This window comes from Phenylobacterium sp. (genome assembly GCF_031412415.1).
GTDB lineage: Bacteria > Pseudomonadota > Alphaproteobacteria > Caulobacterales > Caulobacteraceae > Phenylobacterium.
The window spans coordinates 1-23,336 of the sequence record NZ_JANOCX010000056.1 but is presented as its reverse complement, the minus strand read 5'-3'; the positions used below and the strand labels follow the sequence as shown (position 1 = coordinate 23,336).

General features: G+C 69.4%; 21 protein-coding genes. 13 read left to right on the top strand and 8 right to left on the bottom strand.

Annotated elements, in window-relative coordinates; all coding sequences use genetic code 11:
• A partial coding sequence (hrpB, locus tag RMO04_RS02750; RefSeq protein ID WP_309643264.1) for an ATP-dependent helicase HrpB occupies positions 1-1,312 on the bottom strand: 1,312 nt, incomplete at its 3' end.
• A gap of 173 nt (positions 1,313-1,485) precedes the next feature.
• On the opposite strand from hrpB, the gene RMO04_RS02745 reads away from it, so the two are divergent.
• The 8 genes from RMO04_RS02745 to RMO04_RS02710 all read left to right on the top strand — a co-directional run bounded on the left by RMO04_RS02745 (position 1,486) and on the right by RMO04_RS02710 (position 9,776).
• Positions 1,486-3,033 carry an amino acid permease gene (locus RMO04_RS02745; RefSeq protein ID WP_309643263.1) on the top strand — a complete coding sequence of 516 codons (1,548 nt, stop codon included), beginning with the start codon at positions 1,486-1,488 and terminating at the stop codon, positions 3,031-3,033.
• A gap of 64 nt (positions 3,034-3,097) precedes the next feature.
• On the top strand, positions 3,098-3,766 hold the full coding sequence (locus tag RMO04_RS02740) for an MBL fold metallo-hydrolase (RefSeq protein WP_309643262.1): 669 nt from the start codon (positions 3,098-3,100) through the stop codon (positions 3,764-3,766).
• 51 nt (positions 3,767-3,817) lie between these two features.
• The gene (locus RMO04_RS02735) at positions 3,818-4,549 is read left to right on the top strand and encodes a response regulator (RefSeq protein WP_405041452.1); all 732 of its coding nucleotides are present in this window, start codon (positions 3,818-3,820) and stop codon (positions 4,547-4,549) included.
• The gene (locus RMO04_RS02730; protein ID WP_309643261.1) at positions 4,546-5,892 is read left to right on the top strand and encodes a HAMP domain-containing sensor histidine kinase; all 1,347 of its coding nucleotides are present in this window, start codon (positions 4,546-4,548) and stop codon (positions 5,890-5,892) included. Before RMO04_RS02735 ends, RMO04_RS02730 begins: the two co-directional genes overlap by 4 nt.
• 67 nt (positions 5,893-5,959) lie before the next feature.
• The gene (locus RMO04_RS02725) at positions 5,960-7,522 is read left to right on the top strand and encodes an efflux RND transporter periplasmic adaptor subunit (RefSeq protein ID WP_309643260.1); all 1,563 of its coding nucleotides are present in this window, start codon (positions 5,960-5,962) and stop codon (positions 7,520-7,522) included.
• On the top strand, positions 7,519-8,196 hold the full coding sequence (locus RMO04_RS02720) for an ABC transporter ATP-binding protein (protein WP_309643259.1): 678 nt from the start codon (positions 7,519-7,521) through the stop codon (positions 8,194-8,196). Before RMO04_RS02725 ends, RMO04_RS02720 begins: the two co-directional genes overlap by 4 nt.
• A gap of 2 nt (positions 8,197-8,198) precedes the next feature.
• Positions 8,199-9,434 (top strand): ABC transporter permease, encoded by a 1,236-nt coding sequence (locus tag RMO04_RS02715; protein WP_309643258.1) that lies wholly within the window; start codon positions 8,199-8,201, stop codon positions 9,432-9,434.
• Positions 9,435-9,557: 123 nt separating this feature from the next.
• Positions 9,558-9,776: a general stress protein gene (locus tag RMO04_RS02710; RefSeq protein WP_056734746.1), complete on the top strand. Its 219-nt coding sequence runs from the start codon at positions 9,558-9,560 to the stop codon at positions 9,774-9,776.
• On the opposite strand, the gene egtB is transcribed toward RMO04_RS02710, so the two are convergent.
• On the bottom strand, positions 9,773-11,995 hold the full coding sequence (egtB, locus tag RMO04_RS02705; RefSeq protein WP_309643257.1) for an ergothioneine biosynthesis protein EgtB: 2,223 nt from the start codon (positions 11,993-11,995) through the stop codon (positions 9,773-9,775). The genes RMO04_RS02710 and egtB overlap by 4 nt on opposite strands.
• Before the next feature lie 203 nt (positions 11,996-12,198).
• Between egtB and RMO04_RS02700 the strand changes: the two genes are divergently transcribed.
• Positions 12,199-12,738, top strand: coding sequence for a sigma-70 family RNA polymerase sigma factor (locus RMO04_RS02700; RefSeq protein WP_309643256.1), 540 nt, complete (start codon positions 12,199-12,201; stop codon positions 12,736-12,738).
• A gap of 56 nt (positions 12,739-12,794) precedes the next feature.
• Positions 12,795-14,063, top strand: a complete 1,269-nt coding sequence (locus RMO04_RS02695; protein WP_309643255.1) for a M20/M25/M40 family metallo-hydrolase — start codon at positions 12,795-12,797, stop codon at positions 14,061-14,063.
• Here the strand turns inward: RMO04_RS02695 and RMO04_RS02690 are convergent.
• The 4 genes from RMO04_RS02690 to RMO04_RS02675 form a co-directional block, all read right to left on the bottom strand.
• Complete coding sequence (locus RMO04_RS02690) at positions 14,060-14,860, bottom strand: CocE/NonD family hydrolase (RefSeq protein ID WP_309643254.1); 801 nt, start codon at positions 14,858-14,860, stop codon at positions 14,060-14,062. The genes RMO04_RS02695 and RMO04_RS02690 overlap by 4 nt on opposite strands.
• 216 nt (positions 14,861-15,076) lie before the next feature.
• Positions 15,077-15,775 (bottom strand): LuxR C-terminal-related transcriptional regulator, encoded by a 699-nt coding sequence (locus RMO04_RS02685; RefSeq protein ID WP_309643253.1) that lies wholly within the window; start codon positions 15,773-15,775, stop codon positions 15,077-15,079.
• Positions 15,776-15,853: 78 nt separating this feature from the next.
• Positions 15,854-16,867 (bottom strand): FecR domain-containing protein, encoded by a 1,014-nt coding sequence (locus RMO04_RS02680; RefSeq protein ID WP_309643252.1) that lies wholly within the window; start codon positions 16,865-16,867, stop codon positions 15,854-15,856.
• Positions 16,857-17,357 (bottom strand): sigma-70 family RNA polymerase sigma factor, encoded by a 501-nt coding sequence (locus RMO04_RS02675; protein ID WP_309643251.1) that lies wholly within the window; start codon positions 17,355-17,357, stop codon positions 16,857-16,859. The genes RMO04_RS02680 and RMO04_RS02675 overlap by 11 nt, the downstream gene beginning before the upstream one ends.
• Positions 17,358-17,563: 206 nt before the next feature.
• Between RMO04_RS02675 and RMO04_RS02670 the strand changes: the two genes are divergently transcribed.
• The 3 genes from RMO04_RS02670 (at position 17,564) to RMO04_RS02660 (ending at position 22,012) form a co-directional block, all read left to right on the top strand.
• Positions 17,564-20,638, top strand: a complete 3,075-nt coding sequence (locus RMO04_RS02670) for a TonB-dependent receptor (RefSeq protein ID WP_309643250.1) — start codon at positions 17,564-17,566, stop codon at positions 20,636-20,638.
• A gap of 583 nt (positions 20,639-21,221) precedes the next feature.
• Positions 21,222-21,470 (top strand): hypothetical protein, encoded by a 249-nt coding sequence (locus tag RMO04_RS02665; RefSeq protein ID WP_309643249.1) that lies wholly within the window; start codon positions 21,222-21,224, stop codon positions 21,468-21,470.
• Between the two features lie 86 nt (positions 21,471-21,556).
• Complete coding sequence (locus RMO04_RS02660; protein WP_309643248.1) at positions 21,557-22,012, top strand: Lrp/AsnC family transcriptional regulator; 456 nt, start codon at positions 21,557-21,559, stop codon at positions 22,010-22,012.
• Positions 22,013-22,113: 101 nt separating this feature from the next.
• On the opposite strand, the gene RMO04_RS02655 is transcribed toward RMO04_RS02660, so the two are convergent.
• Both RMO04_RS02655 and RMO04_RS21150 read right to left on the bottom strand, forming a co-directional pair.
• The gene (locus RMO04_RS02655) at positions 22,114-23,253 is read right to left on the bottom strand and encodes an alpha/beta hydrolase (protein WP_309643247.1); all 1,140 of its coding nucleotides are present in this window, start codon (positions 23,251-23,253) and stop codon (positions 22,114-22,116) included.
• A 5-nt stretch (positions 23,254-23,258) separates the two neighbouring features.
• On the bottom strand, positions 23,259-23,330 hold the full coding sequence (locus RMO04_RS21150) for a hypothetical protein (protein WP_405041453.1): 72 nt from the start codon (positions 23,328-23,330) through the stop codon (positions 23,259-23,261).
• Positions 23,331-23,336 lie beyond the last annotated feature (6 nt).

Sequence of the window (23,336 nt, the reverse complement as noted above, 5' to 3'; positions counted from 1 at the left end):
CGGCGCGCGCGCCCTGCCCGCTCGCCTGGGCCTTGAGGATCATGTGGGCCAGGCGCGGCGCGAGGGGAAAAGCCGCCAACGCTGCGCCGTGCGCCGTCAGCACGCCATCGTCGGTCAGCGCCTCCAGCCGCCGCAGCAGGGCGCGCGCCTCGGCGAAGGCGGCGGCCGGCGGGGGATCGAGGAAGGTCAGGCTCGCGGCGTCCTTCGCCCCCCAACGGGCCAGGTCCAGGGCCAGGCCCGACAGGTCGGCGTCGAGGATTTCGGGATCGGCGAAGGCCGGCAGGGCGCGGGTCTCCGCCTCGTCCCAGAGCCGGTAGGCGACGCCGGGCTCGGTGCGGCCGGCGCGACCCCGGCGCTGATCGGCCGCCGCGCGGCTCACCCGTATGGTGGCCAGCCGCGTCAAACCGCTGGCTGGATCGAAGCGCGGGACCCGGGCCACGCCCGAATCGATCACGACCCGCACGCCCTGGATGGTGAGGCTCGTCTCGGCGATGGAGGTGGCCAGCACCACCTTTCGCACGCCCTCGGGCGCCGGGGAGATGGCGGCGTCCTGCTCGGCGGGGTCCAGCGCGCCGTAGAGGGGCGCGATCCGCACGTCGGGTCGCCGCACCCGCTCGGCCAGCATTTCAGCGATCCTGCGGATCTCACCCTGGCCCGGCAGGAACACCAGGACGCTGCCGGTTTCCTCGGCCAGGGCCCGTTCCACCGCGCGAACCACCCGATCCTCCAGGCGCAGCCGGTCGTCACGGCCGAGATACCGGGTCTCGACGGCGAACGCCCGACCCTGGCTCTCGATCACCGGCGCGTCGTCCAGCAGGCGCCCCACCGCCGCCCCATCCAGGGTCGCCGACATCACCAGGATGCGCAGGTCGTCGCGCAACAGTCCCTGCGAGTCCCGCGCCAGGGCCAAGCCAAGGTCGGCGTCGAGGCTGCGCTCGTGGAATTCGTCGAAGATCACGGCGCCCACGCCGTCCAGGGTCGGATCGGCCAGGATCATCCGGCTGAACACCCCCTCGGTGACCACCTCGATCCGGGTGCGCGCCGAGACGCGCGACTGCATCCGCACCCGGTAGCCGACGGTCTCGCCGACCTTCTCGCCCAGGGTCTTGGCCATCCGCTCGGCCGCGGCGCGAGCCGCCAGTCGGCGTGGCTCCAGCATCACGATCTTGCGCCCCGCCAACCAGTCGGCGTCCAGCAGTCTTAGGGGAACCAGCGTGGTCTTGCCCGCGCCCGGCGGAGCCACCAGCACCGCTGAGGTACGCGCCGCGAGGGACGTTCGGAGCGCGGGTAAAATTTCCTCGACCGGGAGCATGCTGCGGTCTAGCCGGGCCGCCTTGCCGCGCCAAGCGGGCGCTCATTCCCCGGGCGTCGGGTTTGGCGCAATCGCTCCGCATGCGTTGGCGCTTGACCGCACGGCAGCGAAGAGGCCACGTAACGCCAAATCATGACCGCGCGGCGGGGGCCGGCGGAACGCCTGGAGGAAATATGTGGCGCGTTAAATCGCTGGACGCGATTCTTGCGACTGCGGAGAAGAAGTCGCTGCACCGCTCGCTGGGTCCATTCCAGCTTACAATGCTCGGCATCGGCGCGATTATCGGCACGGGGATCTTCGTGCTCACCGCCGAGGCGGCCCAGAAGGCCGGGCCCGGAATGATCGCGGCCTTCATCATCGCCGGCTTCGTCTGCGCGGTCGCCGCGCTCTGCTACTCCGAAATGTCCTCCATGGTCCCGGTTTCGGGGTCGGCCTACACCTACAGCTACGCCGTGATGGGCGAGATGATGGCCTGGATGGTCGGCTGGGCGCTGATCCTGGAATACGCGGTCGCCGCCGGCGCGGTGTCTGTGGGCTGGTCCGGCTATGTGGTCGGCCTGATCGAGAATGCGTTCAATATCGACATTCCCAACGCCTTGGTCCTGGGGCCAATGGACGGCGGTATCGTCAACCTGCCGGCCGCCTTGATCGCCCTGGTGGTGACGGCGCTCCTGGTCGTCGGCACCAAGGAATCAGCCGCGGTCAACGCCTTCCTGGTCGCCGTGAAGGTCGCGGCCCTGACGCTCTTCTGCGTCCTGGCGCTGCCGGTGATGAAGATGGAGAACTTCGAACCCTTCGCCCCGCTCGGCATGGCCGGGATATCGGCGGCGGCGGCCTCGATCTTCTTCGCCTATGTCGGTTTCGACGCGGTTTCGACCGCGGCCGAGGAGACAAAGAACCCACAGCGAAACATGCCCATCGGCCTGATCGGCTCGCTCGGCATCTGCACGATCTTCTACATCCTGGTGGCCATGGGCGTCATCGGCGGCGTCGGCGCTCAGCCGGTGATGGACGCGAACGGCGTTGGTCTCCGCCCCGGCAGCCCGGAACTGACCGCGGCCTGCGCCTCGCTCGCCGACAGCCACGTCGTCTGCTCAAAGGAGGCCCTCGCCTGGACCCTGCGTTCCATCGGCTGGCCGCAGATCGGCAACCTGCTCGGCCTCGCCGCCGGCCTGGCCCTGCCTTCGGTCATCCTGATGATGATGTTCGGACAGACCCGCATCTTCTTCGTCATGAGCCGTGACGGCCTGCTCCCGGCGGTGTTCTCGAAGGTGCACCCCACCTTCCACACCCCCTATGTCATCACCATCATCACCGGCGTCTTCGTCTCGGCCTTCGCCGCCTTCTTCCCGGTGGGCGTGCTGGCCGACATCTCGAACTCCGGCACCCTGTTCGCCTTCGCCATGGTGGCGATCGCGGTGATGGTGCTGCGCAAGACCGATCCCGATCGCAAGCGGCCCTTCCGCACGCCGGCGGTGATGGTCGTGGCGCCGCTCGCCGCCATCGGCTGCGTCTATCTGTTCTTCAGCCTCTCGACCGAGACCAAGCTGATGTTCGTGGGCTGGGCCGCCATCGGCCTCGTGGTCTACTTCCTCTATGGCCGCAGCCGCAGCCATGTGGGTCGGGGCCTGATCGAGGTGCCGGAACTGGCGGCTGATGCGCCTCCGGGCCCGGTGCCGCCGATGCCCGGCGCGCCGTCGCCGACGGATCGCACAAACTAGGTTGGAGAGACCCGGGTTCGCCCGGGTCTTTTCATATGGGCGCTAAGGCCCGATGCTAGGGCTCATGAGTAACGAACCGCCCATCCGCGCCCTGATCGCGCCCGTCACCCCCCTGGCCCAGAACTGCACCATCGTCTGGTGCGCCAAGACCCGGAAGGCGGCCATCATCGATCCGGGCGGCGAGACGCCCCGCCTGCTCGAGGCGCTCAAGGCGCACGACCTCACGCTCGAGAAAATCTGGATCACCCACGGACATCTGGACCATGCGGGCGGGACAGCGGCGCTGAAGGCGATCACCGGCTGCCCCATCGAAGGGCCCCATCCCGACGACGCCTTCTGGATCGACGACATGGAGGTCGCCGGCGCCAAGTGGGGCATGCCTGAGGCCAGGACTTTCACGCCGGACCGATGGCTGGCGGACGGTGACAAAGTAACGCTGGGGGAGACCGAGTTCGAGGTCTATCACTGCCCCGGACACACCCCCGGCCACGTGATTTTCTTCCATCGCGAGGCCCGCTTCGCCCAGGTCGGCGACGTGCTGTTCAAGGGTTCAATCGGGCGCACCGACTTCCCGCGCGGCGACCACCAGCAACTCATCAACTCGATCACCGGACGCCTGTGGCCCCTGGGCGACGACGTCGCCTTCGTGCCGGGCCATGGCCCGATGTCCACCTTCGGCGCCGAGCGCAGGACCAATCCCTTCGTCGCCGACGAGATCCTGGCGGACGCATGAAGCTTTCAAGTGTGAAATCTGATCGTTACGGGGAGGCGTGACGATGATCGGATGGACTCCTTGAGCGAACAGACTCCGCCAGCTGCCCGGATCCTGATGGTCGACGACGACCCGGGCATTCGCGACGTCGTCTCCGACTTCCTGGGCAAGCACGGCTATGTCGTCGACACCGCCGGCGACGCGCGTGAGATGGAGCAGGCGCTTGAGCGCGGGCCCGTCGATCTGATCGTGCTGGACATCATGCTGCCCGGCGAGGACGGCCTGGCTATCTGCCGCCGGCTGGCCGTCGGCGACGGGCCGCCGATCATCATGCTGTCGGCCATGGGCGAGGACACCGACCGCATCGTCGGACTTGAGCTGGGCGCCGACGACTACCTGTCCAAACCCTGCAATCCACGGGAGTTGTTGGCCCGGGTCCGCGCGGTCCTGCGCCGCGCCGAGCAGCGGGGCCAGGCCAATGGCGTGGCCGCGGGCTGCGAGTTCGCCGGCTGGCGGTTCGACCTGGTCCGCCGCGAGCTGCGCTCGCCCCAGGGCGTGGTGGTCAACCTGTCCTCGGGCGAGTTCTCGCTGCTCCGCACCTTCGTGGAGCGCCCGCAACGGGTGCTCACCCGCGACCAACTCCTGGAGTTCGCGCGCGGGCCCGACTCCGAGGCTTTCGACCGCGCCATCGACGTGCAGATCAGTCGCCTCCGCCGCAAGCTGGACGACGGCGGCGGCCAGGACCTGATCCGCACCATCCGCAACGAGGGCTACATGTTCACCTCCAAGGTGAAACGCTCGTGAAGCCGCCCTGGGCGGGACGGCCGACGGCGTCGCTGTTCGCCCAGCTCCTGGCCCTCATCGGCATCAGCCTGATCGCCGCGCAATCGATCAGTCTGGCCATGCTGTTCAGCCTGCCGCCGCCTGCCCCAGACTTCTACCGGGTGAGCGAGATCGCCGCGGCGTTGCGGGGCGCCCCGCCGGTCTTCACCGAGCGATCGCCCCTGACCACCGAGGTCGTCGACGATGCGCCGCAACAGGCGATGGAGGGCGGCATGGCGCCGATCATCCGCCATCAGTTGGCTCTCGCGCTAGGCGTTCCCGATGGTCGCGTGGTCATCACCACGGCGTCTCGCTTTCCGGTCTCGGACCGGCGTGTGTTCCGCATCATCCGCGATCGAATGGCCCGTGAGGGCGAGCGGGAGGAGCACTTCCTGATCGCTCCCTTCGACGTGGCCGTGCAACAGCCGGACGGGAAATGGCGCGTCGTGCGTCCAGAGCGAGGCATCGGGCTCGATCCCTGGCAGCAACGGATCATCCTCTGGTTCCTGCTCTCGGGCCTGGCCATGGTGCCGGTGGCCTATGTGTTCGCGCGGCGTCTCTCCGCCCCCATCGGTCTTTTCGCCGACGCCGCCGAGCGGCTGGGCCGCGACCCACGCGCCGCGCCTCTGTCGCTGAAGGGGCCAGCCGAGGTCGCGATCGCCGCGCGCGCCTTCAACGACATGCAGGAACGCCTGCGTCGCTATGTCGAGGACCGCACGGCCATGGTGGGCGCGATCGCCCACGACCTGCGCACACCCCTGACCCGCCTCCGCTTCCGCATCGAGAACGTCCCCGAGGACACCCGAACCAAGATGGCCGCCGACATCGACCAGATGGAAGAGATGATCTCCGCGGCCCTGACCTTCGTGCGCGACGCCACCCGCGACGGCGAACGAACGCCGCTGGAGCTGTCGTCGCTGCTGGAGAGCGTCTGCGACGAGATGGCCGAGACGGGGGCGGACACCGAGGTCGAGCGCGGCGAAAAGGTTGTGCTGCATGGCGACCCGGTGGCCCTGCGCCGCCTGCTCACCAACCTCCTGGACAACGCCGTGAAATATGGCGAGCGCGCCCGGGCGCGGGTGTTCCTGGACAATGCCAGCGCCGTGGTCGAGATCGAAGACGATGGCCCCGGCATCCCTGCGGAAGACCATGAGCGGGTGTTCGAACCCTTCTATCGCCGCGAACCGTCCCGCAGCCGCCAGACGGGCGGAATCGGCCTCGGATTGGCCGTCGTGCGATCCGTCGCGCGTGGTCACGGCGGCGACGTGGCCCTGACCAATCGCGTGGGCGGAGGCCTGACCGCCCGGGTCCAACTGCCGCTCTAGGGACCCTGTCGCTGCAGCCTAGTTCTCGCGCACGCCCCCAGGGCGAACTTCGGAGACCCGCCGTCGCATGAGCCCCTCCCCCGTCCGCTCCGCCAAACGGCTCCCTCGCGGGACCTGGATCGCGCTCGCTGTCGTGGCCCTGCTGGCCGTGGCGCTGGTCGGCTGGCAGATGCTGAAGCCCAAGGAACCGAAGGACCCCTATCGGACCGCCGCCGTGGAGACCGGCGCGATCACGAAGTCGGTCTCGGCTTCGGGCACACTTGAGGCCCTGGTCACCGTCGACGTGGGTTCGCAGATCTCGGGCCAGATCACCCGGGTGCTGGCCGATTTCAACGATGAGGTGAAGCGCGGTCAGGTCCTGGCCGTCCTCGATCCCCAGACCTATGAGAGCCGCGTGGCGCAGAGCCAGGCAGACGTCGCCGCTGGTCAGGCGGCGCTGCGTCAGGCCCAGGCGGGCCTCGCCTCGGCCCAGGCCGACTACAATCGCAAACGCACCCTGGTCGCCCAGGGAATCTACGCCCCCTCGGTGCTGGACGTGTCGCAGGCGACCTTTCGCCAGGCGCAGGCCGGCGTCGAGAGCGCTCGCGCCCGCATCGCCCAGAGCCAAGCCGCCATGCGCGTCCAGCGCGTCGACCTGGGCCGCACGACCATTGTCGCCCCCATCGACGGCGTGATCGTCGATCGCCAGATCGAGCCCGGCCAGACGGTGGCGGCCAGCCTGCAGGCCCCGATCCTGTTTCGCATCGCGCAGGACCTGTCGAAGGTCGAGGTGAAAATCTCGGTCGACGAGGCCGACATCGGCCCAGTGCAGGAGGGACAGGCGGTCAGGTTTACCGTCGACGCCTTTCCGGACGAGAACTTCACCGGGATCGTCACCCAGGTCCGCAAGCAACCGGTCACCGAGCAGAACGTCGTCGCCTATGTGGTGATGGCCGAGGCCGACAATCCGCGGGGCAACCTGCTGCCCGGCATGACCGCCAACGCCGATATCGTGATCCAGCAGAAGCCGAATGTCTTGAAGGCGCCGGTCGCGGCCCTGCGCTGGACCCCGCCCAGCGAGAACGGCCAGACCGTGCGCGCGCCAGGCTTTGGCCCTCCGGGCATGGGCGGCCCACCGGGCGGCGGGGCGCGCCAGCAAGGGGCAGGCCGTCAGGGCGGCGGCATGGGGGGTCAACGCGTCGTCGCGCAGCTCGATCTCGACCCTGCCCAGACAAAGGCGTGGGAAACCATCCAGGTCGAACTGCGCCAGAAGTCGGCGGCGGCGTTCGCCTCGGCAGGTGGCGATCGCGGCACCATGCGCGAGGCCATGCGCAAGAACATGAACGAGGCCTTCGCCAAGCTGGAGCCCTCTCTAAAGCCGGCCCAGAAGACCAAGCTGGCCGCCCTGCGCGCCGCCATGGGCCAGGGCGGTCGCGGCGACCGGTCGGGTTACACCGGCGGCGTGGTCTACGTCCTGCGCGACGGAAAGCCTGTTCCGGTTCCGGTTCAGGTCGGCGCCACCGACGGCGCCTTCTCGGAGATCCGTGGATCGTTGAAGGCCGGCGATCAGATCATCACCGGCGGCGGCCCCAAGGCCAAGATCAAGACGCCGTCGCCTATGGGCGGCGGCGGCGCGCGCGTGCGGATGTGATCGAGATCTCCGATCTGCGAAAGCTGTATGTCATGGGCGAGGAGGAAGTGGCCGCCCTGGCGGGCGTCAGTCTCGCCATCGGGCGCGGAGAGAACGTGGCCGTGATCGGGCCCTCGGGGTCGGGCAAATCCTCCTTGATGAACATCCTGGGCGGCCTCGACCGCCCCTCCTCCGGCGCGTACCGGTTCGAGGGCGAGGACGTCGGATCCTTCAGCGACGATGAGCTGGCCGCGTTCCGCCGTCGACGGATCGGCTTCGTCTTTCAGTCCTTCCAGCTGCTGCCACGACTGACCGCGCTGCAGAACGTCGAGCTGCCGATGATCTATGCCGGCGTGGCGCCGCGCGAACGCCGCGCGCGCGCCGCCGAACTGCTGGAGATGGTCGGCCTGGGGACGCGCAAGACCCACAAGCCGACACAGCTCTCGGGCGGTCAGCAGCAACGGGTCGCCATCGCCCGCTCGCTGGCCAATTCACCGGACCTGCTTTTGGCCGACGAACCCACCGGGGCGCTGGACACCCAGACGGGCCAGGACGTGCTGGCGCTGTTCAAGCAGCTCAACCAGGAGGGCCTAACCCTCATCCTGGTCACCCACGACCACGACGTCGCCGCCTCCACCGACCGCCGCATCTCCTTCCGCGACGGCCTGATCGTCTCCGACGAGCGGGGAAGTTGAGCATGCATCCCATTGAGCTTCTGCGCTTCGCCGCGGGCGCGATCGTCGCCCATCCCATGCGCTCGGCGCTGACGTCCTTGGGGGTCGTGATCGGCGTCGCCGCTGTGGTTGTCATGACCTCTATCGGCCTGGGCGCGCAACAGCGGGTCACCTCCACCATCGCCGGGCTTGGATCCGACCTGATCATCGTCTCGCCCGGGGCGTCGCGCGGCGGCGGCGGCTTCGTCCAGGGGGCGGCGGGCTCCGGCCAGAGCCTGACCGACGCCGACGCCGAGGCCATCGCCAGTCAGGTCGAGAACGTCGCCGCCGTCGCGCCCGTCGTGCGCGGTCAGGCCCAGCTCACCGCCGACGGCGCCAACTGGAACAGCCGCATCGAGGGGGTCAGCCCGGACTATCTGATCGCCCGCGATCTCACCATCGCCACGGGTCGCATGTTCGACGACCGCGAGGCCCGCCAGGGTCGCAAGGTGGTGGTGATCGGCCAGACCGTGGCGCGCGAGCTCTGGGGCGACCTCGACCCGGTGGGCCGCCGCGTGCGCGTGCGCAGCGTGCCGTTCGAGGTGGTGGGCGTGCTGGAGTCCAAGGGCCAGTCCAGTTTCGGCCAGGACCAGGACGATGTCCTGCTGGGCCCGCTGGAGGCCGTGCGTTCGCGGATCGTCGGGCGCCGCGCGCGCGGCGACACCGTCCAGACCATCTATGTCAAGGCCGTCGACGCCGACAGCCTGGACCGAGTGCAGGAGGACACCACCAACCTGCTGCGCGAACAACACCGCATCCGCGCGGGAGACGACGACGACTTCCAGACCCAGAACATGGCCTCCATCCTGGCCGCGTCGCAGGCGGCCATCGCCACCTTCACGGTCCTGCTCGCCGCGGTGGCCGCGGTGTCGCTGCTGGTCGGCGGGGTGGGCATCATGAACATCATGCTGGTGGCGGTGACCGAGCGGACCCGGGAGATCGGTCTGCGCATGGCGGTGGGCGCGAAACGCTCGGACATCCTCATCCAGTTCGCGCTGGAATCGATCACGCTTTCGTTGGCCGGTGGGCTGCTGGGCCTGCTGTTGGGCGTGCTGGGCGCCATCGGAATCGCCAAGCTGGGATCGTGGCCGGCGGCTATTCCGCCTTGGGCGGGCCCTGTCGCGCTTGGGTTTTCCAGCCTCGTGGGGCTGGTGTTCGGCGCCTATCCGTCGTGGCGCGCGGCGCGTCTGGACCCAATTGAAGCTCTACGGCGCGAATAGGTCGCAGGGGCCGACTGCACTTTCCTCGCAACCTCAGCCGCATCTGGCGAGTTTGCTTGACCGTAACGGTAGTCGCGGCGTCGCCGCCTCCCCCCAGCGGTTGACGCACTAGAGGAGTTGCTCATGGACCTTGATCCGAACGCCAAGCCGAAATCCCGCCGTGGGTTCGCCGCCATGAACCCGGAACGCCGTCGCGAGATCGCTCGCAAGGGCGGCGCCAGCGTACCCGGCGAGAAACGCAGCTTCGCGAAGGACCGCGATCTGGCGGCGTCCGCCGGACGCAAAGGCGGGGAATCGTCGCGCGGCGGCGGCCGCACCCGCGGTGAGCGCCTCGAGAGTTAGGCTCTCAGAAGCAACACCGCGAAGCTCGGAGCGGGGCTTTCCCAGCGCCGCTCCAGCTTCCACCCCGCCTGGTTCGCCAACTCGGCGAACCCATCCACGGTGAACTTGTAGGAGTTCTCGGTGTGGATAGTCTCCCCGGCCGAGAAGCCGAAGGTCGAGCCAGCCGCGCGGACGGTCTGCTCGCGCAAGCTGACCAGATGCATTTCCATCCGGCTTTCCGTCGCGTTCCAAACCGCGCGATGGGCGAAAGCTGAGATATCGAAGTCCCCGCCGAGTTCGCGATTGATCCGCGTCAGCAGGTTCAGGTTGAAGGCCGCCGTGACGCCCTGGGCGTCGTCATAGGCCGCCACCAGGGTCTCCGGATCCTTGACGATGTCGATGCCAACCAGAAAGCCCGCGCCCTGTCCGAGCAGACGTCTGGCGGCGGTAAGGAAGCTCACCACCTCCGGCGGACGGAAATTCCCCACGGTGGAGCCCGGGAAGAAGCCAACGCGGGGCCGTATGCCAACCTCGGCCGGCAAATCCATCGCCGTGGTGAAATCGTCCACCAGCGGAACCACCGCCAAGTCCGGATAGTCGCGCCCGATCGCGTCGGCCGCAGCGTCAAGCGCCGAGCGGCTGATATCGATGGGAACATAGACACCGATCTGCGGCGCGGCGTCGAGCAGGATGCGCGTCTTGGTGCTGGCGCCGCTGCCGAACTCCACCAGCGCGGCATCGGACGGGATGTGGGCGGCCATGGCCGCGGCGGTGTCGCGCAGCAAGGCGACTTCCGTGCGCGTCGGGTAGTATTCCGGCAGATCGGTGATGGCCTCGAACAGCGCCGAGCCCTCGGCGTCGTAGAAGTACTTGGCCGGCAGCTCCTTGCGGCGTTGAGACAGGCCGCGCCGGACATCGGCGGCGAAATCGCTGTCCTCGCCTTCGATCTGGACCTCGGCGTCCCAGGCCAGGCGCAGGCCCGAGAACATCCAGCGCTGCTGCGGCTGGAAGAAGTTTCGATAGCTCGGACGCGCGTGGCCCTGCGGCGTCACGCAGCATCCGCCGCGCAGCACCATCTGGCCGATCATGAACTTGCCGTTGTACTCGCCGACCGCGCCCTCCGCGGGAAGGAAGCCCGGATAGGGCGAATAGGCGCTGCGGGTCCACTCCCAGACGTCGCCGAACATCTGGCGCAGGCCGGAGGCGCCGGCGGAGGCGGCGGCCGGGCCGAACTGGCCGCTGCCGAGGAAGTTGCCGCGCACCGGCAGGCCACGGGCGGCGTGCTCCCATTCGGCTTCCGTAGGCAGCCGCGCCCCGGCCCAGGTGGCGTAGGCGTCGGCTTCGTAGAAGCTGATGTGGGTGACGGGCGCGTGCGGCGCGATGGCGCGTAGGCCCTGCAGCGTCATGGCCAGCCAGCTGGCGGGGCCCTCCTCCCAGTAGAGCGGCGCGCTCCAGCCCTCCGCCTGAACGGTGGCCCAGCCCTCGGAGAGCCAGAGCTCGGCGCGCGCATAGCCGCCATCGGCCATGAAGGCCAGCCACTCGCTGTTGGTCACCAGGCGATCGGAGAGCCGATAGGGTTGCAGATAGACCTTGTGCCGCGGCCCCTCGTTGTCGAACGCGAAGCTGGTTCCCGAGCAGCCAATCTCCACCAGACCGCCGGAGAAGTCGACCGGCCGCGCGGGGCCGGGATCGGCACCTACCGGCAGGGCCGGAGCCGGGGCGTAGGCGGGCTTCAGGGGCGATTGCGCGAACAGGTGCAGGATATCCATCAGGATCAGCTCCTGATGCTGCTCCTCATGGGCCAGGCCAAGGTCCAGCAGGTCGGCGAACGCGTGGACATCCTGGCGCAGGAGGCGGGCCATGCCGTCGTCGACGTGGGCGCGATAGGCAAGCACCTGGTCCAGGGACGGACGGGTCAGCAGGCCGCGATGCGGCCGCGGCTGCCGCGGGCCAAGGGCCTCGTAGTAGGAATTGAACAGATAGGCGAAGTTCGGGTCGAACGGCGCGTAGTCCGCCAGCTTCGGTATCAGCAGGAACGTCTCGAAGAACCAGGTCGTGTGCGCCAGGTGCCACTTGGTCGGACTGGCGTCCGGCATCGACTGCGCGAGCTGGTCCTCGGGCGACAGGTGAGCGGTGAGCTCCAGGCTCGCCTGGCGAACGCGGCGATAGCGCGCGGCGGCCTCCGCCTGGGCGGCCCTATGCAATGCAGGCGCGGCGGCGGTCTTGTCGGAAGGCGCCATGGGCTGCTCCAGTCACATTGGTCGAATTCGCCAGGGCCTAGGTGGCCTGAACCGCCAAACGCCGCCACCCCCGCCGAGTTCCTGGAACGTGGGTATTCCGGCGCCGTTCGCAAGTCGGAACACAAGCAAACCGAACGCGTTCTCCTGCCACCCGAAAACGGCCTGCGGCCGCACGCGACGACGTTGGGCGTATCGAGGCATTGATGAGCGACGAAAGCGACTGGCGCGACGACGTCGTGGGCATGATCCCCGCGCTTCGGGCCTTCGCCTGGTCCCTCAGCCGCAATGGATCGGACGCCGACGATCTGGTGCAGGACACGCTGATCAAGGCCTGGACCAACCGCGACAAGTTCGAGCCCGGCACCAACCTGCGCGCCTGGCTGTTCACGATCCTGCGCAACACCTACTACACGCAGGCGATCCGCCGCCGCCGCGAGGTGCGCGACGAAACCGGCGAGTACGCCGGCGCCCTGCGCAGCCCGCCGAGCCAGGAATGGAGCGTGGCGATGCGCGCGTTGCAGACGGCCTTGGCCCAGCTTCCGCCGGAGCACCGCGAAGCCCTGATCCTGGTCGGCGCCGCGGGACTGTCCTATGAGGAGGCCGCGGAGATCTGCGGCTGCGCGCTAGGCACCATCAAGAGCCGGGTGAACCGCGCGCGAGCCAAGCTGCTGAAGATCATGGACGCGGAAGACCCGACCGACCTCATGGCGTTTGAACACGCGGCGAGAGCGGGCCGCGCCTAGCCGCGCGCGCCCGGCTCGCTAGTATGCGGCGACTCGAAGCCCGAACCGGATTTCCCATGCGCCGCGCCTATCTCTCCACCCTCCTCGCCCTGCTGATTACCGGCCCCGCCCTCGCCGCGCCGAAGACCGACGTGGCCAAGGTCGTGAACAGCGCGGCCTTCAAGGCCGCCGCCGCGACGCTGGCCGCCGAGCACGATCGCACGGTCGCCGACATCATCACCTTGACGGAAATCCCGGCGCCGCCGTTCAAGGAAGCTGAACGGGCCAAGGCCTATCGGGCCATGTTCGAGGCCCATGGCCTGAGAAACGTCGAGATCGACCCCGAGGGCAATGTCCTTGGCCTGCGCAAGGGAACCCGCGCCGGCCCGGTGGTTGTGGTCTCCGCTCACCTCGACACCGTCTTCCCGGAAGGCACGAACGTGAAGGTCCGCCGCGAGGGGACCAAGTTGTATGCCCCGGGGATCGCCGACGACTCCCGCAGCCTCGCCGTCCTGCTGGCCTGGTCGCGGGCCCTGGACGCCGCCAAGATCAAGACGCGCAGCGACATCCTGTTCGTCGGCACGGTGGGCGAGGAAGGCGCGGGCGACCTGCGCGGCGTGCGCTACTTCTTCGGCAAGGGCGCCTATAAGGACAACACGAAGGCGTTCTACTCCGTCGACGGGATCGACCCGGCCCACATCACCCATATCGGCGTCGGCTCCAAACGCTACCGGGTGACCTTCAAGGGCCCAGGCGGACACAGCTACGGCGCGTTTGGGATCGTCAATCCGATGGCCGCCATGGGCAAGGCCGTCGCCGACCTCTACGCGATCCAGCCGCCGACCGATCCCAAGGTCACCTACTCGGCTTCCGTCGTCGGCGGCGGCACCTCGGTGAACAGCATCCCGGACAAGGTCTTCGTCGAGTTCGACATGCGCTCGGCGGACGCCGCGGAACTGGCCAAGCTGGAGGCTCAGTTCAAGGCGGTGATCGAAGGCGCGGTCGTCGCCGAAAACAAGGCCCGCTCCACTCGCGTCGGCGCGGTCAGCGCCGAGTTCACCCCGATCGGCGACCGGCCGGCCGGCGCCACGCCCAAGGACGCCGCTATCGTCGCCAACACCATCGCCGCCATCGAAGCCTTCGGCGGCAAGCCGACGTTCGAGGCCTCCTCGACCGACGCCAACGCCCCGATGGGGCGCGGCATCCCGGCGATCACCATCGGCTCGGGCGGGACCGGCGGACGGGCCCACTCCATCGACGAATGGATCGACGTGGAGCCCACCGCCAGCGTGCGCGGCATGACCATCGGTCTCGCCGCGATCCTGGCCACCGCCGGCGTCGACTAGTCCTGCGGATAGATCACCGGCAACACCACCGCCGAGGGGTGGGCCGCGTCGTGATAGATGCTGTTCACCGCCACACGCGGCTTCAGCTTGCGTGAGCCCGGAGCCTCGCCGGTGTTGGGGTTCACCTCGAAGCGCGGGCTGTTTGACGAAGTGATGTGCAGAGCGATGCGGTGGCCCTTCTCGAAGGTGATCGCCGTGCCCCACAGGTCGATGACCAGTTCCTCGGGCGCGTTCGGCGTCATCGGCCTGATGTAGTCGGCCATGCGGCCCTTGCGGAAGCTGGCGCGGATCGGCGCGTCCAGCACGATGGCCTCGTAGCCGTCGGGATAGACATCGACCAGCTTGGCCATGAAGTCGGTGTCGGGGCCGTCGGTGGCGGCGTTGAGTTCCACCCGCACCGGCCCGGCGATCACCACGTCCTTGTCCAGCACGGGGGTCTGGAACCGCAGGTAGTCCTGCCGCGCCGGGATCATTCGCTGATCTACTGGCCCGCGATCGAAGGTCAGGTTGGCGCCGCCGAAGGTCTCAACCGGCTTGGCCGGATCGAAGCGATAGGTGGTCTTCGAGGCCTCCGCCGTCGGCGCTTGGGTTGTCAGACCCTTGTCGGCCGTCAGGTAGTAGCGCACCTCGCGATGCGCCGGCGGCCAGTTGGCCGAGGTCATCAGACGGTTCTTGGGCGAATAGGCGCCCTTCCGGGCCGAGGCCATCATGAAGTAGCTGACCGGCGGCTCATCCATGACGCCGTTCCGGGCGCCCTTCAGCCAATGATCGAACCAGCGGAGCTCCTGTTCGCCCATTGCTCAGCTACGCCGTAATCGCCGAGCGCCAGGGGATTGCGGAGAAGTCGGTCGAAACGCGGATGCCGCGCGCGCTCATGCTCTGCCGCGCCGCGCGCAAGGATTTGCGAAAAGCTGCGGTCTGATCGGGGCGGTCGCCGCTGGCTCCCCGCGCTCCAGTTCCCACGGCGAACGGCGCCGCCAGGGCTTCGGAGCGAGGCGCAGCAGCGTGCCTGACTAGACCGAGAGGCGGTCGCCGAGCGCGTCGGCCATTCGCACGAGATCCGCCAGCGTCCGGGCCGCCATCTTCCGCATGACCGAACCGCGATGCGCCTTCACCGTGATCTCGCTGATACCGAGGTCGCCGGCCACCTGCTTGTTCATCCGGCCCCGGGTGACAAGACTCATGACCTGTCGCTCGCGCGGGGTGAGCGCGGAGAAGCGCGCGCCGAGAACTGACTTGCGCGCCGCGTCGAGGCGTTGATCGCGGTCGAGTTGGATGCCAGCGCGGACCGCGGCAAGGGTTTCAGCCTCCCGCAGGGGCCGCGCCAGGACGTCGACGGCGCCGGCCTTCATGGCCCGCACCGCCAGGGCGACGTCGGCTCCGCAGGCGGTGACCACCATCGGATAGTCCAACCCGAGCGGCTGCATCCGCCGGCGCAGCTCCCCATCGGCGGCCAGCGACAGCCGCGCATCGACCACCAGACAGCCGGGCGCGTCGCCGTGCCTGGCGCTGAGGAACTCGCCTACGTCCGCATAGGCTCGGGACTCGATCCCGGCCCCGACCAGCAGGTCGGCGAGGCCGCGCCGCGCCGTTTCCTCCGGTTCGACGATGTGGACCAGGATCTCCGGTCCCTCGCCTCTCGCCGCACGGACGGTCGACACGACCGCCGAACTGTCGTCCCCGCCTCCGAACAGCACACCGATGTGGGTCATGGTCGCCTCCGATCCCTACCCACAAAGACGCAGGCGTTCGGAAAATCCCCACCTCTGTTCGTCGAGCATTGTTCGCGGTCAGCGGCGCGGAGCGATCTCAAGCTCGCCGGGGCGTCGCACCACCTGCAACCCGTGAAGCTCCGCCAGGGTCTCGGCGAAACGGCCGGCCTCTCCGGCGCGGAACTGACCGGAGACCCGCAGCCCGGTCACCGCGGGGTCGCGGGCGACGATTTGGTTCTGGGAGTAGCGGTTCACCTCGGCGACCGCTTCCGTCAGGGGGGCGTCGTCGAAGGTGAGGAGGCCCCGGCGCCAGGCGCCGGCCTGACCCTCGGCCGCCACGAACCCGCTCACCACGGACTTTCCGGCCCGAGACACATACTGCTGACCGGCCTGCAGCGCCGAGACGCCGCCCGGTCCAGCGATGCTCAGCCGGCCTTCCAGCAGCGTGACGGTCAGCGTCCCCGCCGCGAGGTTGACGTCGAAGCGCGTGCCCACGGCCACGACGCGGTGGTCGCCGGCCGTGACCGAGAACGGGCGCGCGGGCTGCGGCGCCACAGCGAAGCGCGCCCGGCCGCGACCCAGCTGCACAGCGCGCCCGTCGGCCTCGAACCTCACCTGCACGGCACTGTCGGCGTCGAGGGTCAGCGTGCTGCCATCGGGCAGCGGGACCTCGCGCACTTCGCCGCGAGCGGACGTGTAGGCCGCCGTGTAGGCCGCCACCTCCACGCCAGGCGGCGAACGCCACGGGTTCAGGTCCGGCACCGACAGCAGGCCTGCCGCGCCGATGGCGAGCACCAGGGCGGCGGCCGCGGCCATCGGTCGCCAGCCGGCTCCGGCCCGACGCCGCGGCGCGAGCGCGTGCGCCCGCATGGCCGCCAGGATCTCGTCGGTCTCCGCGCCCTCGAACGCCTGCCAGCCGCGTTCGGCGCGCGCGAAGGCGGCGCGGTGGTCGGCGTCGGCCGCCAGCCAGTCAGCGAGAAGCCGGGTCTCGCCCGCGGTCAGACCCTCCGCGCGCCGCGCCAGGAAGGTGGCCGCAGCGTCGTCGGCCGAAAGCGCCCGCAGCGCCTCGAGGGTGAGCGCCTCACGCACCATGGCGCTTCTCCATCTCGACGCTCAGGTGCTCGATCGCGCGGACCATGTGCTTCTCCACCGCGCTCACGGAAATCCCGAGGTGCGCGGCGATGTCGCGATGGCGCATGCCCTCCAGACGCCGCAGGACAAAGATCGTTCGGGTGCGCTCCGGAAGCGCCAGGAGCGCGGCGGTGGCGGCATGCAGTTCCTCCCTCCCGCTAAGGACGCGCTCGGCGTCGATATCCTCATCTGCGTGGACGTCGGGGTCGAAGGGCACGTGACGGTCGCTCTGGCGCACGGCGCCGCGGCGGGCCCGATCGGCGAGGACGCTGGCGGCGGTCGCCATCAGATAGCCGCCGAGGTGAACCACCGGGTCTGCGCTGTCGCGCGCGACCACGCGGGTGAAGACGTCCTGGACGAGATCCTCGACTTCGGCGTCGTTACGGACCCTGCGCTGGAAGTATCGGACCAGCCAACGGCGGAGCGGGCCGGCGTCGCGCGCCAGCGTCATGTCCCGACCCCCGATTCCGTCGCCGCTCCGCATCCCGCGCCATCGTCTCACAGGATAACGCCGATCTCCAAATCGCCGGCCGGCGCGCCCGTCGGAAACCCGGCTGACACCTTCGTCCAATTCCCTCCGGAGGTCCGACGCGGAACAATGCCAGCGGCGCACGGCCGCGCCAAGATGGTGGCGCCAAGGCCACGCTTGATATAACCTTGTTCCTCGAGAACGAGATCAGCATGACCGGTCGGGCGCTCCTGGGGCTGACGTCGGCGACCGCCCTGGCCCTGGCCAGTCCGGCGGCGGGCCAGAACTACGCCGCCTTGATCGACATTCGGGGTGGTCCGCTCACCCCCGCGCTGCACGAACTGGCTCGGCAGACAGGCGCCGAACTGCTCTTCGACCGCCGCCTGACCGCCGGCTTGGAGGCGGCCCCGGTCCTGGGCCGGGTGACATCCGATGAGGCCGTGCGACGGCTTCTGCAAGGGACCGACCTGGTCGTCCGTCGCTCAGGTTCGGGGGCGCTGCTGATCGAGCCGCCGACGCCGCCGCCCCTGGCGCGCCAGGACGTCACCGTGCCCGAACTGCTGGTGATCGGGCGACGTAGCCAAAACGCCGACATCCGCCGGCTGGAGACCGACATCCAGCCCTACCGGGTGGCCTCCGGGCGGCAGGTCCTCGAGGCCCAGCGCGACGAGATCGACCAGTATGTTCGAAGCCGCGTGCCTTCGAACGCCGACGCCCTGGCCCCGCGCCTCGACGTCTTGGGCGAGACCAGCTCACAGATCGATATCCGCGGCCTGGGCCCGAACCAGACCCTGATCCTCATCGACGGGCGGCGGATGCCAAGCCTCCCGGCATCGGTCTTCGGGTTCCGACAGGCCGATATCAACGCCATCCCCCTGCATGCGATCGAGCGCCTGGAGATCGCGACCGGCACCGCCGGGGGCATCCACGGCTTCGGCGCCCTGGGGGGCGTCGTCAACGTCGTGCTAGGGCGCGACCGGCGTGGGACCGAACTGCACGCGACCGCCGGAGTCAGCGACCGGGGCGACGCTCAGCATGGGGCTTTCGAGGGGGGCCTGTCCTTCGACCTCAACGAAGGCCGCACCGAGGTGATGCTGTATGCGGGCGCCTCGCGCGCCGAACCCCTGGCTTCGGGAGCGCGCGCCTATCTGCGGGAGGACTCGGAGCGGAGCGCGGCCCTGGCGCCGCTGGTGCGCCTCGGCATGCCGACACGCACCAATTCGGTCTTCGTCAGCAATGGCCTCGGCGTCGGGTCCAAACTCACCCTGCGACCGGAGTTTGGCGGCGCGGTGCTTGGGTCCTTCTACAGTTTCCTGCCGGCCGGCCTCTCCGGCGACCGCGCGGAGGTGGCCGCGGCCCTAGCGGCCAACAGCGGCAGGCTGGACGCGGAACTTTCGGAGGGTCAGGCGCGGAGCGAGATCGGATCGAGCCCCCGGTCGAGCGCCTGGCTCGCCAATGTCCGGCACCGCTTCGACAACGGCGCAGAAATCTACCTGGACTCCGTGATCTTGCGGAACCGCGGGCGCTATGTCGGCTCGGAGGGCTTCTCGGTGTTCTCCCTGACCACCCGCTCGCCCTTCAACCCCTTCACCCAGGCGATCACCGTGCGGTTCCCGGTGCCCGGCGTGGGCCAGGATCGACGGGTGCGCTTCGACACCAGCCGTCACGTCGCGGGCCTGGCCGCGCCTTTGCCCTTCGACTGGCGGGCGACGGGGGAGTTGGCGGTCGGGTTGGCACGATACGAGAGCATCCAGGCGCGCGTCGACTACGACGGCTTCGGCGCGCTCTTTGCGCCGATCAATCCGTTCGGCGACTGGACGACGCTCCAGAACGCCGTCAGCGCTTTCAAGACCCGCTCGGTCACCTCGGAGGCGATCGAGAACGACTACCGCGACCTGTCGCTGCGACTGGCCGGACCCGTGCTCCAGATGCCCGGCGGCCCGTCGATGCTCACGCTTCTGGCGGAGCGACGGACCGAGGACATACCCGCCTACTCGATCCTGACGGAACGGGACGGCCAGACCTCGACGACCTCCGTGGCCTCCCGCTCGAGCGCCACCAACTCCCTCTATGCCGAGCTCAGGTCGCGCGTGTTCGGCGAGGACGCGCCACTCCGGGCGCTGCGGAGCCTGGAGGTGCAGATGGCCTTGAGGCAAGACGTCGAGACCGACCGCTTCGCCCGCAACCCGCAGTCCCCCGCCACGTCCGAACGGCTTCGCGCGCGCTTCGAGGGTACGGTCTACACCGTGGGCGCCAAGGTCGCCCCGGCGCCGTGGCTCATGTTGCGCGGCAGCTTCGCCACGGGCGCGGCGCCGCCGCCGCTCCAGAATCTCATAGAGACCAGCTTCCTCACCAACGTGCGGCCCGCCGACGATCCCAAGCGCGGCAACCGAGGGTTTCAGGTCGCAGCGCCTTTCCTCTACAAGACCGGCGGCCAGCCGGACCTCGACGTCGTGCAGGCCAGCACCCTGTCGCTGGGCGGGACGGTCGCGCCGTTCGGGGCGGAGGGTCCGCGCCTCTTCGTGGACTATTCGCGCATCCGCCGGAGTCGCGATGTCTTCACCCCGAGCGATCAAGCCGTCATGCAGAACGAAGACGCCTGGCCGGAGCGCGTGACGCGCGGACCGCTTACCGACGCCGATCGCGCGCGCGGGTTCACCGCCGGGCCGGTGACGATGCTCGACGCCCGTCCCGAAAACGCCGCCGGGCTCAAGGTCGAAACCGTGGACGTTCGCTTCGAGTGGCCCGTGCCGGTGCTGGGGGGCGGTCTGCGCCTCTACGGCGACGCCACCTACTACCTGCGCCAAGTTCAGACCGCCCCCTTCCAGACGGACCTGGAGCGGGCCGGCTTCCTCGGCCGACCGTTGAAGCGGCGAGCGAACCTGGGCGCCGACTTTAGCAATGGTCCTCTCACGGTGGGCGCGAATCTGCAGTATTTCGGGAGCTATTACGTCTACCCGCCCAATGCGCTCGAGCGCACCGTCGACCTCATGACCCAGTTGCAGGGGGATGATCGCGTGCCGCCGCAGGCCTATGTCGACCTCCACGTCAGCTGGCGCGCCACACTCCAGGTCGCGGGCGCGCCGCGCGACGTCCGCGTGGGCCTGGGGGTGGTGAACGTCTTCGACAAGGCGCCTCCCATAGAAAGCAGCTTCAGCCTGCAGCAGCTCAGTGGGACCGGCAGTCCAGGCCCCCCGGGCTACAGCCGTTACGGCGATCCTCGGCAGCGCCGGATCCAGTTTGCGCTGAGCTCCGCGTTCTAGGCCGCGGCGGTCGACGGGCGGCAGCCGTGGCGCCGCCCCCCAAGCCTCCCCGCCAAGACCTACCGATACCTCTGTCTGATTGCGGGCCGTCAGGCGGGCCCGCACCATCGCGTCTGCGCCGCAGCCCAGGCTTGGGACCGCCCCCGGGAGAGCGTTGATGCCTCCGCTTCTCGACAGCCCCGTCCCAGCCGGGGCCCTATGGTGTTCCCTGGACAGGATCGTCCGGGCCGATTTTCCCGGGGTCTCGAGGATAGCGGACGAGACCCCGCCGATTGAGCAGGAAGCGCAGAAGGGGTTTCTCGAGACGGACGATCCAGCGCCATCCGGCCGCCGTCCCGCGATCGCCGTTTGCCTAAAATGGGCGCCCAGTGGCTCCGCAAGGGCGCGGTTCGCCGGTAGGTGGGCGCATGATCAGCGCCCTTGCCACGCCCGCGAGAAATCCGGCTCCCTCCTCCATCCTGACGCCAGGGCCTTGGCGCGGGCGCATCGTTGGGCCGGCGGTCAAGACCGCGTTCGGCGCGCCGGCGCTGGTCCCGCGCGGCGTGCGATGAGCGGGGCGTCGCCAGAGCCGCCCATCGACTGGGTGGAGGTGCTGGCCCGCGCCGAGGCGACGCGCGATGGCGGCGAGAGAGATCGCCTCGCCGCCGCGGCGGCCGACGCGCTGTTCGCCAACCTCGAGGGAACCGCCGCAAGCCGGCCGCGGGGCGATCGCGACAAGGCCGCGCTCTTCCTCCGCCGCAGCCAGTCCGCGGCCGAAGAGCGGGAACGTCACTACCTGCGCTTCCTTGCCGCCTATTTCGACGACCTGGCGCGACGACGTGAAGAGGGCTGAGCCCTTGCCGCTTGACCGGCGGACAGTGCGCCGCGCCCTGCCCCGGGCTGTTGAGTCCGCGCCCGGTCGAGCCGGCTGATAGGCCCATGGCTGGAACTCCAGAGGATCTGCTGGCCGAGAACTACAGCCGAGTGGCCGCTCGGCTGCTGGAATCCCTGGTGGAGTTCCTCTCGGTCGGCCGTCACGCCTATGGCGACCTGGAGCGGCTCCTTCTGTTCGTCATCATCGCGCAGCGGGCCTATTCCGACAGGACCTATTCCGAAGCTGCGCTGGGCTCGGACCCGCCGGGCGCGGCGCACCTCACGCCGCTGTCGACGAACATCCTGTCTCTCGCCGAAGCGGCCTCGCTGCCGCGCGAAACGGTTCGGCGAAAGATCAACGAGCTTGTGGACCGGGGGGTGGTGACCCGGGTCGGCGTGAACGTGGCGCTCACGCCCCTTGGAATCGACAGCTTGGCGCTGGCGCGCAAGGCGCTGATACGGTTCACCGCGCAGCAGCACAGCGTCCTGGCCAAGCTCCTGGCTGAACAGAAGACCCCATGAGATCTCCGGCAATCGGCCTGGGCAAGACGCCATGTCAGCCGTCACGTCCTCACCGCGAGGGGTGAGGGCCTGCCGCCGCCGCGAGGTGGTCCGCATCCCGCCTAGGGTGTCTTCCGCCGCCGTGCCTGGGCGGTCCCGTCGATGTCCAGGATTGCCTGCGCAAAGGCGGCCGGCGCTTCCTGGGGCAGATTGTGGCCGACGCCGCCGCGGACCAGGCGGTGGGCGTAGGGTCCGTGAAACTTACCGGCGTAGCTTTTCGGGTCGGGATGGGGCGCGCCATTTGCGTCACCCTCCAGCGTGATGGTCGGAACACCGATGGCGGGCAGCGCGGACAGCCGACGCTCCATCTCGTCGTAGCGGCCTTCGCCCGCCGCGAGCCCCAGCCGCCAGCGGTAGTTGTGGACCACGATCGCCACGTGGTCGGGATTGTCGAACGCCACCGCCGATCGTTCGAAGATCTCGTCGCTGAACGACCACCGCGGCGAGGCGGTCTCCCAGATCAGCCGCGCGAAGGCCCGCGTGTTGGCTCCATAGCCCAGGCGGCCACGCTCGGTGGCGAAATAGTACTGGTACCACCACTTCTGCTCCGCGGGCGGCGGCAGCGGCGAGGCGTTGAGGGCTGGGCTTCCGATCAGGTATCCGCTGACCGACACCAGCGCCCGGCAGCGCTCCGGCGACAGGGCCGCGAGGATACAGGCCGTTCGGGCCCCCCAGTCGCAACCGCCGACGATGACCTGCTTCACCCCCAGGGCGTCGAGCAGATCCAGGGCGTCGGCGGCGAAGGCGGCCTGTTGTCCGTTCCGCGGGGTATCGGCGGCGCCGAAGCGGGTCGCGCCGAAGCCCCTGAGCTCGGGAACGATGACCCTGTAGCCTGCCTGCGCCAGACGCGGCGCGACCTCGCCATAGGTGTGGATGTCATAGGGCCAGCCGTGCAGGAGAAGCACGGCTGGCCCATCGCGGGGCCCGAGATCGGCATAGACCACATTCAGCAGGCCCGCGGTCATGCGCTGCATCGGCGCGAAGGCGCGAGGCGGCGGCGCGGCGTCGACGCCCGATCGCGCACGATCGGACGGCGCGCCAAGCGCGGTGACGCGGCCTCGGGGCGCGGCGGCCCGCGCCAGGCCCGGCGGCAGAAACGGGGCGGCGGCCGCGCTCGCGACGGCCGTGGCCACGAGGCGGCGGCGCAGCCGATCGATCTCGTGGCGCTCGGCGACCGCGCCTTCGACCAACACGTTTTCCATGGGCCCTATCCGAAGGTGAAGACGTAGGCGCGGACGCCGGGGTCGTGGAACTCGATCTGGAACGTGCGCGCCGCCACGGGCCG

Bases quoted from the DNA above. Each gene is read 5' to 3' on its own strand.
- RMO04_RS02745 (WP_309643263.1), top strand. From the start codon at position 1,486: ATGTGGCGCGTTAAATCGCTGGACGCGATTCTTGCGACTGCGGAGAAG.
- RMO04_RS02740 (WP_309643262.1), top strand. From the start codon at position 3,098: ATGAGTAACGAACCGCCCATCCGCGCCCTGATCGCGCCCGTCACCCCC.
- RMO04_RS02735 (WP_405041452.1), top strand. From the start codon at position 3,818: ATGGACTCCTTGAGCGAACAGACTCCGCCAGCTGCCCGGATCCTGATG.
- RMO04_RS02725 (WP_309643260.1), top strand. From the start codon at position 5,960: ATGAGCCCCTCCCCCGTCCGCTCCGCCAAACGGCTCCCTCGCGGGACC.
- RMO04_RS02715 (WP_309643258.1), top strand. From the start codon at position 8,199: ATGCATCCCATTGAGCTTCTGCGCTTCGCCGCGGGCGCGATCGTCGCC.
- RMO04_RS02710 (WP_056734746.1), top strand. From the start codon at position 9,558: ATGGACCTTGATCCGAACGCCAAGCCGAAATCCCGCCGTGGGTTCGCC.
- egtB (WP_309643257.1), bottom strand. From the start codon at position 11,995: ATGGCGCCTTCCGACAAGACCGCCGCCGCGCCTGCATTGCATAGGGCC.
- RMO04_RS02700 (WP_309643256.1), top strand. From the start codon at position 12,199: ATGAGCGACGAAAGCGACTGGCGCGACGACGTCGTGGGCATGATCCCC.
- RMO04_RS02695 (WP_309643255.1), top strand. From the start codon at position 12,795: ATGCGCCGCGCCTATCTCTCCACCCTCCTCGCCCTGCTGATTACCGGC.
- RMO04_RS02690 (WP_309643254.1), bottom strand. From the start codon at position 14,860: ATGGGCGAACAGGAGCTCCGCTGGTTCGATCATTGGCTGAAGGGCGCC.
- RMO04_RS02685 (WP_309643253.1), bottom strand. From the start codon at position 15,775: ATGACCCACATCGGTGTGCTGTTCGGAGGCGGGGACGACAGTTCGGCG.
- RMO04_RS02680 (WP_309643252.1), bottom strand. From the start codon at position 16,867: ATGGTGCGTGAGGCGCTCACCCTCGAGGCGCTGCGGGCGCTTTCGGCC.
- RMO04_RS02675 (WP_309643251.1), bottom strand. From the start codon at position 17,357: ATGACGCTGGCGCGCGACGCCGGCCCGCTCCGCCGTTGGCTGGTCCGA.
- RMO04_RS02660 (WP_309643248.1), top strand. From the start codon at position 21,557: ATGGCTGGAACTCCAGAGGATCTGCTGGCCGAGAACTACAGCCGAGTG.
- RMO04_RS02655 (WP_309643247.1), bottom strand. From the start codon at position 23,253: ATGGAAAACGTGTTGGTCGAAGGCGCGGTCGCCGAGCGCCACGAGATC.